Source organism: Mucilaginibacter aurantiaciroseus (genome assembly GCF_024055595.1).
Lineage (GTDB): Bacteria > Bacteroidota > Bacteroidia > Sphingobacteriales > Sphingobacteriaceae > Mucilaginibacter > Mucilaginibacter aurantiaciroseus.
This window is the reverse complement of sequence record NZ_JAMXOF010000001.1, coordinates 1310864-1324086: the sequence shown is the minus strand read 5'-3', so window position 1 is coordinate 1324086 and position 13223 is coordinate 1310864. Positions and strand designations below refer to the sequence as shown.

Below are 13223 nucleotides of genomic sequence, written 5' to 3'. Positions count from 1 at the left end.
ATAAAAATAAATAAACTATGAACCTTAAACCAACGAGGGCCTTTGGCCAGGCAGCAGCACTTGGTGTACTTGCAGGCATGCGTACTTTTGCGGCACCTGTTGTGCTCAGTCATGTATACAGCCGGCATCCCTCAAAATATTTAAAAAAAACGCCCTATGCTTTTATGCAGAATATTACTACTTCAAAAGTTTTTAAGGTTTTGGGGGCAGGGGAGTTGGTAGGCGATAAAATGCAATTTGCGCCTAAACGCACAGCAGCGGGTGGCTTAATCGGCCGTTTTGCGTCAGGGGCATTATGTGGAGCAATTATTTTTAAAGCTAATCACAGGCAGCCTTTTATTGGTGCAATAATAGGCGGGGCAGCAGCAATTGGCTCGGCATTTGGCTGTATGTTTTTACGCTTAAGCCTTGGCAAACGCACAGGGATACCAGATATGGCAATTGGTGCTTTAGAGGATGCAATTGTAATAAGTGCGGGTACAGCATTGGCAAAACAACTATAACAATTTCATGTAAATTTCATCTTTTTTAATTATTGTGCTGTTTTGGCTGGCAATTTGATATTTTTGTTAAAAAAGTCAGGACAACTTTAAACAAATGAGCGCAGCTAACGATCAGCAAGATATAAAACGCGAAAAAATATTAGAGGCATCGCACCAGCGTTTTCTTCATTATGGCTATTCAAAAACCACTATGAACGAAATTGCAGGTGATCTTTCCATGTCTAAAGCATTGCTTTATTATTACTTCCCCGATAAGAGTGAATTGTACATGGCTGTTATGCGTAAATTGGCCTCAGACTACCTGAAACACCTGCAAGATAAGTTTGGCCATTTTGATGACCTGCGTGATGCGTTTCTTTTTCAGGTGAACACCCATCACGATTTTATCGTGAATAACTATAACTTCTTCGACTATTTCCGCCTGAACGAACAAAACCTTCCCGATACCATCTGGGAAACCGTAGGCCACATCAGGAATGCCGAAATAAAGCTTTTAGCTAACGCCATACAATCTGAAACCGAAAAAGGTAATATTGCACCTATAACTAACCCAATAGAAGTGGTGGAGGTGTTTTTAGATGCCTTACACGGCATTAAAGTAGGTGGTGCGCTTCCACAAAAAAAATTAAACTTTCCCCATCGCGAAGATTTAGAAGAGATCCACAACAAGCGCCTGTTGCTGATAGATATATTTGTTAAAGGCTTACGTTAGGCTTCCTTTAAACTTGTGTTTATTGCAATATTGCCAGCCAGTATTTTATGGATGGGGCAGGCATCTGCAATTCTTATTAAGCGCTTTTGCTGTTCATCGTTTAGTTCACCTTTAAAAGTTAGCTTACTTTCTACCATTATCCCGCTTTGACTTTTAAACAGATCAAGATCAACTGTTATCTCATCCACTACCCACATTTTACGGTTGATGTACATCCGCAAAGTTATTGCGGTACAACTGGCCAGGCTGGCAAGCAATAAATTATATGGCGACATACCAGTGTTTGTGCCCCCAATATCCACTGGCTCATCAGCAATTATCGTATGGTTATCGCTTGTAACAATAGTTTGGTATTGCGTATGAGCAATGCGGGCCTGCCCGCTAAGTACAAATTCGTTTTCGGCTTCCATACCAATAAACTTTATAATGATTTTACCTACTATCCTGGTTCAAATTAATTAATGACCAGTTGTCCTTTCTTGCACCTGCACCACCATTGTATTTAAGTTCGATAGTAAAATCGGTTCGTAAACTTTCACCGTCGTTGTCTTTAATTGTGTAAAAGGACTTTATCACGTAAACCGAGTCGGATTTTTTGGCAAATTTATAATCGGAATCTGAAAATTTAACATTTCTTGAAAGCGTTGTAGGTAGTATATATTGCTTGGCAACGTTATAAGCCAGGTCGCTGTCAGGTAAACCGCTAAAATTGTTTACAGTACCAGACAATGCGAATTTAGCCAGCAAAGCGGCAAAAATCAGTACAAAAACCAAAATTAACCATCCTGCCTTGGTAGCCGAGTTTTTCTTAACTACTTTGTCATTTAGGTAATTTTTAGCCATGAGATATTATATCGTATAAAAATATAAAAAATAATGAATCAATAAAAATCATAACAACGGCTTGCGCCAAAAAACTTATGTTCGCCGCCAGACCGTGAGGGCAGGGTAGTTTCATACCCAATGCTGCCTTCTGTTGTGCCACTGGTATTGCTGTAATTTAAACCTCCGGCAGGTACATCATGGCTTACGCCGAAGCGTACTTTTTCGCCACCTTCTTTATTAATAAACAGGTCAAAAATTAGCGATACCACAAATGCGCTTGGCCCGCCTGAGCCGCCGCTGCGGTACCACGCGCCTACATTTATACTGCGGCGTTTGTATTGCATACCCGCGCTGATAGATTGCGCCTGCGCCTGTTTATAAATTACTACTGATGGGATGATGTACGATTTATCATCATCGTCTATATTATCATCGCGTGTGAGGTTATATCTAAAACTGGCATGTAACGTTTCTCTCATTGGTAATTTTGATGGCGTACCGGTAAATGACTCGTTAGGGCGGTTAATGTGCTGTACTGCACCCCCTATGTTAAAGTTTTTTAATGTTAAATTGATGCCTGCGCCCGAATCAAAAAAGAACTTGTTATTAAACTCGGGCCTGTCTGCGCCGGTAGGTACACTTGGGTCGTAACCTAAGCGTGGGTCTATCTGGTCGCCAAAGGCAAGCTTGCTAAAATCCACCGAACGGTTGGTTATTCCCGCCTGTAAACCAAACGACAGTACAAAGTCTTCGGATCCTACACTGTATGAATATATCCCGGCGATATTGTTCTTATTCAGATAAGCCGAGCCTTCGCTGTTGCGGGTAAATATTAAACCCAGGCCCCCGCCAAACTCGGGTACTTTATAATCAATAGATGCCGACAAATAAGAGAGGCTGCCCGGTATGGATGTATATTGGTTACGGTAAATCAGGTTCATGCGCAGATCGCCCTGGAACTGGCCGTTCAAAGCCGGGTTAAGATAAATGGGCGAATTAAAAAATTGCGAGTACATATGATCTTGTGCCGATGCCGTAAAGCACAAAAGCAACGCCACTATTAAAAGTAAAAGGTAATATTTAGCCGTTCCCATCATGCTCACTTATCTAATTAAATGTATATAGCCGCTCCGTTTAGGCAGCGAACCGTTGTACGACATTCCTTTCCACTCGGTGCCGTTAATAAATGTGGCTGAAGCCTGCCATATATAAACACCCTGCTGCACAGGCGCACCTTTAAATGCGCCGTCCCAGCCTTCTACAGGTTGCCCGTTACCGCCCAGGGTAGTGGTTTGCCATATTAGCTGGCCCCAATTGTTAAATATTTGCAGCTGCCATTTGGCAATGCCCGATCCTTTAGCCGTAAACTTTTGCAGATCTGTTGCCCCATTACTTGGCTGGAATGCATTTGGGAGGTATAAGAAGCCGGGTATACCGGTAATTTCTACTTGATGTTTAATAGTGCTGGTACAACCTTTTTCATCAGTAATATTTAATGTTACATCAAATTTGCCTACGTCGCCATAAGTATGATTAACGTTGCGGCCGGTAGCTGTTTGTCCATCGCCGAAGGTCCAGTTCCATTGTACAGATTTGCTAAATTTAGTTGCATCCGTAAACGTAAAGCGGTAGTTAGGTATTGCAGTAGTAAAGCCCGGGCTTGCAGTAAAGTCTGCCTCGGGTTTAGGAAATACGGTAACCACATTTGTTTTGGTGATCACGTCAGAGCATCCTGTCGTAGTATTAATGGCGGTTAACGTAACTGTATAAGTGCCTGCCGCTACGTATTGATGTATGAATCCAGTAAAATCATGTCCTATAATACTTCCATCGCCAAAATCCCAATTGTAGGCTAAAGATATTGAAGGACTCGCAGCATCAGAAATTGTGGTGTTAGTGAAAGTAACATCTAAATTGCCACAACCACCACTCGGGGTATTCACCGTAAAATTAGGATGTGGTCTTTCGAAGACCTCTATTCTCCAATCGTTTGGATTTGTTGCCGGTGCGGGGCCGCAATTATTCTCTGCAAGCATTGATATGTAATATATGCCCGGCTTAGGGAATTTATAAGGGATAACACCATCTAAACCAACATCTATCGGAGGGAAAATATCGCCGTTCGTATTAGTTATTGTGAACCTGAATTTATCTCCGCCTGTTGAATTGTTATGCAGATTTACGTTTACCGGGAAACATTTGTTATTGTAATCGGTAACAAACATACCCGACTTAATATTTATTGGTGATGCCTTGATATCGATAGCGGGAGATTCGCCGGTATTACCACAAAAATCTATTACAATCAGCTTAACTTTATACGTTTTAGGGTTTATTGGTGCGGAAATGTTAAACTGTGCATGATAGGCCGAATCTGTCGTTAATCTTTCCTGCATTACATTTCCATTTTCGTCAAGCAATACGTATCTGAATTTTACATAGTTGGCCCTTGATGTATTTTCTAAGGTAAGTATAAAGTTACCACAGCCGGATGTGTTGTCAGGGAAAATACGTGGTGTTGGGGTGGCAGGATGTATGATTATTTTTTGTGTATGAGGTGGCTGGGCTGTACAGTTTATTGTAGTAGTTAATTTAACAATGTAAGTAATGTCTTTGCCGGATGGTTCTGGTGAAAATAGATGAGAGGGGCTCACGTCGTTACTAACCGGTGAACCGTCGCCAAAATCCCATGCGTAAACAACTCCGGGAAAATTTGGAGATGTATTGGTAAATTGTATAGTTGTTGGCCCGCAGTCTGTAACTTTAGTTTGTGTAAAGCTTGGCGGTACATCCGGCAGATCGGTAATAGTAACTAATGCAAATGGGCTATTACAAGGCAGCGCGCCGTTTATCGTCCAGCGGAAGATGTAATTAGTACCACCTATCAATCCGGTAACCCTTGTTTGTGGGTTTGATGGGTCGGCAATTACTACGCCCGGTATAGGTGGGCCTTCTAATGTCCAGGTACCGGTAAACGGCAACGGGCTATTAGCATGTAAATTTACAAAGGTTACATTACACGGTGTTTGAGGCGGGCCGGCATCGGGCATTACAGGCGGTTGGTTTACTGTAATAGTAGTTGCAGTTGATGCAAGCGGGGGCACACATAAACCGCTTTGCACTATAGCCCTGTATTGTGTGGTTCGCGTTAAATTTGAATAAGTTTGGGTAGACGCTGTGTTATTAGGATTAGTTGTTGTCCAGTTTACACCCCCATCTATCGACTGTTCCCATCTTAAAATATTACCCACATATCCCTGTAAAAGAACAGTACCACTGTTACTTCCTGCACATACAGCCGTTGCACCGGTAGTTATACCCGGCACGGTTTGCAAATCATCTGTTATCGTTACAAAAGCTTCATTTGACGGGCAGGTAGCGGCAGCTGTGATAGCCCAGCCGAAGGTATAGGTTTGGCCCGGTACTAACCCCCGCGCAGTTGTATTTGGTTTTGTATCATCATCAAATGTAACCCCTGTTTGAGGCGAGGTTAACCGCCATTTACCCATCCCGGGTGATGGGTCGTTAGCATTGAATTTGTAAAAAATTTGCGCACAAATACGGTCATCGGGGCCGGGCAATGATGGTTTTGGTAATGGTTTTACAGTTATAACCACTTGCTTGGATACACCCGGGCAAGTTCCGTTGTAGGGTGTAATTGTATAAGTAACCGTGCCAGGTAATGCAGAATTGTTAACCAATACATCTTGTATACTTGTCGCCGCAAAAGGTATTGTCTGGTCAATGTTCCCGGTAATGCTCGTATCAGCAGTACTTGTCCAGGTGTAAGTTGTACCCGGGATGCTACCGGAAAGTGAAATATTTGCAGGCTGGTTGCTGCAGATCTCGGTGCTAACTGCAGTTGCGGTAACTATTGACAGTGGCCCAACCGTAAGTGTTAACTGGAATGGCGTACCCGGGCAACCATTAAGCGTTGGCGTAATGGTGTACGTTACAACCGCGTTGGCATTGGTATTATTGGTAATAATGTCATTTATGGTAGCACCGCTGCCTGTTGCGTTAAAGCCGCTTGCTGTACCAGATGTTAAGGATGCCGCCCAGCTGAAAGTTGTTGCCGGGTTAGCCGACGTAATATTATAAGTGAATTGCGACCCGCTACAAACTGATTGTGTATTTACACTGGTTACTGTGGCTTTTTTAACAATGGTAATTAATACAGTACTTGTTATTTGATTACAAGGATTTGCAAGCGATGTAGTTGCAGTATAAGTTAATAGAACCTGCCCGGCATTTATATCGGCGATGGTTGGGGTGTAAGTTGTATTTGGTGAATTTGGTGCTGAGAAAACTCCCCCGGTCGGGCTTGTCCATTTAACAGCCGTTACCAGTCCGCCAACTCCAGGCGTGCCGTTTAAAATTACAGGGGTGCCCTCACAGATATTACTTTGAGGAGGCCCGGCCGATACAGTTGGCGCGGCAACAAAAGTTAGCTTTTGCGAATTGCTCGCCGGGGAGCCGCAACCATTGGTATGTGTTGCAGTAACCGTATATATATCGTAATCGTTAAAGGTGATGCTTGGATATTGGCTATTTGCTGTAGAGCCGTTTGCAAAAGCAAAAGTACCACCGGCTGCACTTGTAACTGTCCATACATAAGTTGTAGCTAAAGGCTGGGCAGTGCCGGTTAAAGTTGCTTTGGTAGAACCGGCTGTGGGGTCAAAACTTAAGGTTACGCCTTTACCGCATTGGTTGGCATCAGGTGATAAAACTGCCGTGGGGACATCGTTAACTACAACGGTTTGCGTAGGGCCGGTAACCGTGCCACAGCTAAGGGTAGTTATATCAAGCCTAAACTGGTAAACACCAATCTGGGTGAAATTAAAATTGGGTGTTTTAGCATTAGCAGCAAAGGTAACCCCGGTAGCGGGGCCACCAACCAGGTTCCAGGTGTATGTTGTGTTTGTATTACAAACTTCATCAACAACAGATGTATTAACAGGCGCTAACGGGCCTGTGGAAATGCAATAGGTTGCTGGTATGGTAAAATTTGGGATTGGCGATTTTTGGATACAAACCCGTTGAGTAAGGTCGCCGGCATCACAAAGGCCATTAGTGTTTTCAAAACGCAGGGTAACATCGTGGTTACCGCTTGTGGTAAACGTGTGTATGAATGGTTGGGCAAGCGGCCTGCCTGTAGCAATTACCACACCATCAACCAGCCAGGTATAAGTAGCAGCAATGTTCCTGCAATCGGTGGTGGTGCTGTTAGGGTCATCACCCGGGATAGAGCTATTTATAAATACCACCTGGCTTCCCAAACAACCTGCAACGGGCGCGGTAAACCTGTTTTGTGGCTGTGCCAAAACTTTAGCGTAAGTAGTTACCGGCTGAGTAATATTTTTACAAAACGGACTGGTAGGCTGAATATCTATCTGAAAAACGTTTTTTTGATTATTTGCCACGTTACCACATGACGATAACGTGTAAGCATGGCTAACTTTACCGTTAGCCGCAACAATATCACAAAGGGTGTAAGTACTGATAGTTTTATCACCCCATTTAATACTGTAGGTTAAACCCGGATAGTTTTTTTGAAGGCCATTGTTACCATTTATATCAACATTGTATTCAAGTGTACTACCGGCACCTAAACAAACACTGCCGTTCCCGGTAATGGTAAAGCTGTTATTGGCTACATTATTTATTAGTTGATACGATTTGGTACCAGCCAATCCTCCTAAAGAGATGGTTTTTATAGTGACCGTGTAATTAGCCAATTTAGCCGGAAAAGCTCCGTTAATTGGAATTGTACCTTCATTGGCCTGTGTTAACTCATTAAAAAATGTAGCGGTTGCAGGGTTACCGTTATCAGATGTATTTGTAAATGTGTATAATCTGTTATTTGTACCTACACAAGACCCGAAAACCTCTGGGTCTACAGCCGGATTTATCTGATTTGAGGAAGCACCTGCTTTTATACCTGTTGAAGCTGAAACATTGAACGGAGACGATGTGCCGACAACCGGCGACGGTAAGGTTGACCTTATTTGTACGCGATAGTTACCACTTGTTATTGCCGATGCCGGAACAATACCATTTACAAAAGTAGCGTAGAACCCTGTATAAGAACCAATTAATAATTCGCCTGCCCCAAAAGCGCCGGTTGGATTTGAAAGATAAAGATTGTATTGGTTAGCCGGATTACTAATACATGAGTTGGTTATGGTAAAGGGTACGCTTATACTCGACCCGCGCCCGTATGGCCCAGGGTCAACAGCACCCACAGTAATAGTTTGTGCCGAAGCGGTACCTATTACCAATAGATAAAATATAACAAGAAATAAACGTTTAGTAAAACTTTTACCCATCAATCACTATTCAAAACCAATTAATACAGACCACCCAAGTAACCGAAATATTGCAAATCTAAATGCTTCTATGCTTATAAACTCTCGTCTATTGCACCTTTATACGGATTAAAATCTGCCGTGTTACAACAGAATCGAACATAATGTAAACCGGAAATGGGGCTTACGAGTATTGTTTAACCAAAAAACAAATACGATATAAATATGGCCGCGATAACGCCTGCAAAATCGGCTAATAAGCCTGCCGGGATAGCGTATCGAGACCGCTTAATACCTACCGAACCAAAGTATAATGCTACGATGTAGAATGTAGTATCGGCAGAGCCATTAAATACAGATCCTAAGCGGCCTGCAAAGCTATCCGGCCCGTAAGTTTGCATTACGTTTATCATCATGGCTTTTGAGCCAGAACCACTTAATGGCTTCATATAAGCTACCGGCATGGCATCAACAAAACGTGTATCTAAATGGGCTTGCGTAGCGGCCCAGCGTACGCCACTGTTCAGGTACTCTAATGCACCACTGTTACGGAAAACGCTGATGGCAACTAACATGGCAACAAGGTAGGGTATTATCTTAACCGATACCTCAAAGCCGCCTTTGGCACCATCTATAAAACTTTCAAATACGTTTACCTTTTTATAAAGCGCCCCTAAAATAAAAACAGTAGGGATCAAAAAGATAAGCAGATTGCTGGATACTTTAGATACGGTTGTGATCTGTTCTTTATCCAGGTATTGGGTAAAGTACCAAACCAATGCAAGTATAAAAGCCGTCATCCCGCCAATCCAGGTTAATATCACCCTATCAAACAGATTAATTTTTTGTTTGATGGCCACGGCTATCATCCCTACAATGGTGGCTACGTAGGTAGCTATAATACAAGGAATCAAAACATCGGCAGGGTTTTTGGCATGAAGGATAAAACGCTGCGCAATAATGGTTACCGGCAACAATTGCAGGCCTGATGTATGTAGCACCAAAAACATGATCTGCGCGTTGGAGGCAGTTTCTTTATTGGGGTTAAGCTCTTGCAAACTGTTCATGGCCTTAAGGCCAAGCGGGGTAGCGGCATTATCCAGCCCTAATAGGTTGGCCGAAAAATTCATCATCATTTGCCCGGTTGCTGGGTGTTTTTTTGGCACTTCGGGGAACAGGCGGCTTAGGAAAGGCCCTACAATACGTGCCAGAAAATTCATGGCGCCTGCCTTTTCGCCAATGTTAAGGATGCCCAGCCACAACACCATATTACCGGCCAGGGGCAGGGCAATATCCATCACCGAAGCCTTTGAGCTATCGAACATGCCATCAACTAAAAGCTTAAAAGCTTCTGTATCACCCAGGAAAACCAGTTTGCAAAATGCAATTACAAATGCAATCAGGAAAAAGGCTATCCAGATGTAGTTTAAGGCCATAGAATGTAATTAACGGCATGAAGTTAATTTTTTTTGAATAACTTTCCACGTTCAAACCTATTTAAAAATCAAATATTTGCTTCGCGATGAAAGATACCGCCCTTACACTGAATAACGCTATTAATGATTTTTTATCCCATCGCGCAGCAGATGTGAATTGGGATAATGATGCGCCCGAAACTAAATGGACAACCAAAGAGATCATTGGCCACCTCATCGACAGCGCGCAAATCAACCTGCAACGTTTTGTAAGATGCACTTATGAAGAAGGTTTTAAGCTGATTTATTTTCAGGAAGAGTGGGTGCAGGCACAACATTATCGCATTGCGGATACAGAAAACCTGTTAAAACTTTGGGAATTGATAAACCGCCAGATCGTAAGGGTATTGGAAAATTACCCACCGGAACGCATCCATATAAAATGCGATAACGGCCGCCACGGGCCATCGTTCAATACCGTAGCATTTTTGGCTGAAGATTACGTCGCGCACATGCAGCATCATTTAAACCAACTGCATTAGTTATAAGCGGTGATACCTTTATCAGCCACTATCCTCAACGTGTATTCGCGGCGGGTAGGGTTGTAAGGCACGGCATCGTTTACCATAATGTAAATGGTGCCGAGGTCTTTCACTACAATGGTTTGTACATCGGGGGTGCTGCTTTCTTTATTGATATATTGCGATACCGAATTGTAAATCATGTTATACTGGCCCAACTCATTGGTTTCCATTTCGATATACATCCGTCTGCCATCCACACGTATGCTATTGGTAATATAAGTACCACCCGGAATCTTCAGTTCATATTTGCGGGTATTCTTTTTCTCGTCTTTTTTGGTAAGCGTATAGCCTTTTGCTACAAAAAAGGTATCGGCCTTGCTAATGATATTATATAGCAGGTAATTCAGGTCGTCGTATGAGATCAGGTTAGTCTGGGCGAAGCCTGCTGTTGCGAAGCAAAAGATTATAATGGATAACAATAGCTTTTTCATATTAGCACTTTATGTAATAAACGTGAATATATGGCTTTGGTATTTTAATATTCTGCCAAAAGCCTAACTTAGCATAATTATTAAATTACCATGCCTACTATAAAAATATCCCGCGTTAGCGGCGACTACGGCTTTGAAGCCACCGACGAATATGGCCATACCGTACGTATGGACAGCAGTGCCGAAAGTGGCGGCCAAAACTTTGGCGTACGCCCCATGCAAATGCTTTTAATGGGTTTGGGCGGATGCTCGGCCATTGATGTTATTGCTATCCTAAAAAAACAGCGCCAGGATGTTACCGATTATAAAATGGTGATTACCGGTGAACGCGAAGCAGGTAAAGAACCTTCGCTTTGGCAAAACATCACGCTTGAGTTTCATATTTATGGCGATGTGGATGAGGATAAGGCTAAAAAGGCTGTTGACTTATCGCTTAATAAATATTGCTCTGTAGCTGCTACGCTTTACAAGGCTGCAGCTGATATTCAATGGAAAGTAGTAATCCATCCGTCAGAATAACTATTTTAATACAGAAAGCGAGCGATACTTATACAAACGTAAACTATTCCCGGTACTGGATAAGATGCTTGTAGAACTGCTTGCATCCTTATCTCCAGATGACTGGAACAAACCCACTGTTTTACGCCTGTGTATGCTTAAGATTCTGCAGCGCTTTTTTTTGATGTTAACGTGCGCTGCATACTCCTTTTAAATGCCCACGAAGCGCCGCTACAACTTAATCTAATAAACAACTACTCAAAACCGGGGCACTAACTGTATTTAATACCATAGCGGTTATGGCTTAAATAAGCCCGCATTGTATCTTTTTGGGGTCACTTGTATATCTCCTGTAAACTTTATCGACGATCATCTTGACCTTTTTATTTAAACAGTCGAAGTTTCGGTATAATCAGCTATTACATAACATTTTATTCGTGTTTTATATAAATCAAGTTCATTTTTTAAATATAGCCTATAATACTAAAAGTACTTAGTGGCATTAATGTTGGTATGTGCCATGTGTTCGGTTATCCAGTTTAGCGGACATACAAATTTTAACAACATGAAAACAAATTTAAAAAAAGCATCCCTACTGCTTACAGGTTTACTTGCAGGTAGCTCTTTGTTCGCACAAACCGATTCGGTTAATACACAAAACTATGTAAAGCCATTTTCTGGCGGCCCTGTTAAAACGTGGTCTATTGGTATCCACGGTGGTTTGTTAACACCTTTCACGATTTTTGGCGCAAATGGCCGTCAGGATTTCCGCCAGCCACAATCTGAGTTTGGTTACGGTGGTTACATCAAGAAACAATTTACACCAACATTTGGCTTACAGGCAGATTTCCTTCGTGGTGAAGTTAGCGGTCAGCGTGGCCAGGACGGTGTAGGCACACCAACAAGCTTTAACACTAAAATGAATTGGTCTGGTGCTTTAAGCACAAATATTACTTTAGGTAATATCAGTTGGTTTCATGCTAAATCATCTATCCAGCCTTACTTAACTGCAGGTGCGGGTTATATGAATTATAAAACCACTACTACTAATGCTGCCGGTGTTACAACCGCATATACTAACGGCGCAGGCGAAAATTCAATCAATGAATTTTTTGTACCGGTAGGTTTAGGTTTCAAAATCAACTTAGGTAGCAACGTAAACTTAGATCTTGGTTACCAGGTTAACTTTGTACAATCAGATAACTTTGATGGTTACAATGCAGGTAATACTAATGACAGGTTCTCTTACGCTCACGCAGGTTTAGAGTTCTTATTAGGAAGTTCTAAAACACCTAACATGGCTACTTACAACCCGGTAAACTCAATGCGTACCGAGTATGTATGGCAAAATGCACAAACAAAAGCTTTATTACAAGCACAAATTGATGCAGAAAAAGCTAAAAACGATCAGTTACGTAATGACCTGAACACTACTAACGCTAACTTAGCTAAGTTAACTGTTGATAGCGATGGTGACGGTGTATTAGACATTAACGATAAATGCCCTAACACACCAGCAGGTACTAAGGTTGATGGTTCTGGTTGCCCATTGGCTAAACCGGTTGTTTACATCACCGAAGAAGACAAACGTGTTGTTAAAGACGCGATCAACAACCTTGAATTTGATTTGGGTAAATCAACTATCCGCAATAAATCATTCCCAAGTTTAGACCGTGTTGCACGCTTATTAACTGATAAAAACTTCAGCTTGAAATTAGCAGGCCACACAGATAACACTGGTTCTGATGCCTTAAACTTAAGGTTATCTAAAAACCGTGCAGAATCTATCAAAACTTATCTTGTAAGCAAAGGTGCTAACGCATCACGCATCGAGGCTACAGGTTACGGTAAAAGCCAGCCAATTGCTACTAACAAAACAGCAGCAGGCCGTCAGCAAAACCGTCGGGTAGAGTTCACTTTATACTAAGGGATAAATCCAAGACCACA

11 protein-coding genes are annotated in these 13223 nt (G+C 42.3%); 5 read left to right on the top strand and 6 right to left on the bottom strand.

From position 1 onward, the window contains the following. The first annotated feature begins 17 nt into the window (after nt 1-17). Entirely contained in the window at nt 18-503 is a 486-nt protein-coding gene (locus tag NAF17_RS06165; RefSeq protein WP_252757101.1) for a DUF4126 family protein, read from the top strand. Nucleotides 504-597: 94 nt separating this feature from the next. Further along, nucleotides 598-1215 (top strand): TetR/AcrR family transcriptional regulator, encoded by a 618-nt coding sequence (locus NAF17_RS06160; RefSeq protein ID WP_252757100.1) that lies wholly within the window; start codon nt 598-600, stop codon nt 1213-1215. On the opposite strand, the gene NAF17_RS06155 is transcribed toward NAF17_RS06160, so the two are convergent. From NAF17_RS06155 to NAF17_RS06135, 5 genes are all read right to left on the bottom strand, one after another. After that, complete coding sequence (locus NAF17_RS06155) at nt 1212-1625, bottom strand: OsmC family protein (protein WP_252757099.1); 414 nt, start codon at nt 1623-1625, stop codon at nt 1212-1214. The genes NAF17_RS06160 and NAF17_RS06155 overlap by 4 nt on opposite strands. Before the next feature lie 22 nt (nt 1626-1647). Beyond that, nucleotides 1648-2058, bottom strand: coding sequence for a hypothetical protein (locus NAF17_RS06150; protein ID WP_252757098.1), 411 nt, complete (start codon nt 2056-2058; stop codon nt 1648-1650). Nucleotides 2059-2096: 38 nt separating this feature from the next. Continuing rightward, complete coding sequence (locus NAF17_RS06145; RefSeq protein ID WP_252757097.1) at nt 2097-3137, bottom strand: PorP/SprF family type IX secretion system membrane protein; 1041 nt, start codon at nt 3135-3137, stop codon at nt 2097-2099. Between the two features lie 6 nt (nt 3138-3143). Continuing rightward, complete coding sequence (locus NAF17_RS06140; RefSeq protein ID WP_252757096.1) at nt 3144-8369, bottom strand: PKD domain-containing protein; 5226 nt, start codon at nt 8367-8369, stop codon at nt 3144-3146. Between the two features lie 176 nt (nt 8370-8545). Next, a complete protein-coding gene (locus NAF17_RS06135; protein ID WP_252757095.1) occupies nt 8546-9784 on the bottom strand; it encodes a nucleoside recognition domain-containing protein in 1239 nt (412 codons plus the stop codon). 86 nt (nt 9785-9870) lie between these two features. On the opposite strand from NAF17_RS06135, the gene NAF17_RS06130 reads away from it, so the two are divergent. Next, on the top strand, nt 9871-10305 hold the full coding sequence (locus tag NAF17_RS06130; protein ID WP_252757094.1) for a DinB family protein: 435 nt from the start codon (nt 9871-9873) through the stop codon (nt 10303-10305). Here NAF17_RS06130 and NAF17_RS06125 read toward each other — a convergent pair. Then, entirely contained in the window at nt 10302-10778 is a 477-nt protein-coding gene (locus NAF17_RS06125; RefSeq protein ID WP_252757093.1) for a hypothetical protein, read from the bottom strand. The genes NAF17_RS06130 and NAF17_RS06125 overlap by 4 nt on opposite strands. A 90-nt stretch (nt 10779-10868) precedes the next feature. On the opposite strand from NAF17_RS06125, the gene NAF17_RS06120 reads away from it, so the two are divergent. Beyond that, entirely contained in the window at nt 10869-11297 is a 429-nt protein-coding gene (locus NAF17_RS06120; RefSeq protein WP_252757092.1) for an OsmC family protein, read from the top strand. Between the two features lie 544 nt (nt 11298-11841). Then, complete coding sequence (locus NAF17_RS06115) at nt 11842-13203, top strand: OmpA family protein (RefSeq protein WP_252757091.1); 1362 nt, start codon at nt 11842-11844, stop codon at nt 13201-13203. Nucleotides 13204-13223 lie beyond the last annotated feature (20 nt).

Coding starts and splice junctions, on each gene's coding strand:
- NAF17_RS06165 (WP_252757101.1), top strand. CDS start 18: ATGAACCTTAAACCAACGAGGGCCTTTGGCCAGGCAGCAGCACTTGGT.
- NAF17_RS06160 (WP_252757100.1), top strand. CDS start 598: ATGAGCGCAGCTAACGATCAGCAAGATATAAAACGCGAAAAAATATTA.
- NAF17_RS06155 (WP_252757099.1), bottom strand. CDS start 1,625: ATGGAAGCCGAAAACGAATTTGTACTTAGCGGGCAGGCCCGCATTGCT.
- NAF17_RS06150 (WP_252757098.1), bottom strand. CDS start 2,058: ATGGCTAAAAATTACCTAAATGACAAAGTAGTTAAGAAAAACTCGGCT.
- NAF17_RS06145 (WP_252757097.1), bottom strand. CDS start 3,137: ATGATGGGAACGGCTAAATATTACCTTTTACTTTTAATAGTGGCGTTG.
- NAF17_RS06140 (WP_252757096.1), bottom strand. CDS start 8,369: ATGGGTAAAAGTTTTACTAAACGTTTATTTCTTGTTATATTTTATCTA.
- NAF17_RS06135 (WP_252757095.1), bottom strand. CDS start 9,784: ATGGCCTTAAACTACATCTGGATAGCCTTTTTCCTGATTGCATTTGTA.
- NAF17_RS06130 (WP_252757094.1), top strand. CDS start 9,871: ATGAAAGATACCGCCCTTACACTGAATAACGCTATTAATGATTTTTTA.
- NAF17_RS06125 (WP_252757093.1), bottom strand. CDS start 10,778: ATGAAAAAGCTATTGTTATCCATTATAATCTTTTGCTTCGCAACAGCA.
- NAF17_RS06120 (WP_252757092.1), top strand. CDS start 10,869: ATGCCTACTATAAAAATATCCCGCGTTAGCGGCGACTACGGCTTTGAA.
- NAF17_RS06115 (WP_252757091.1), top strand. CDS start 11,842: ATGAAAACAAATTTAAAAAAAGCATCCCTACTGCTTACAGGTTTACTT.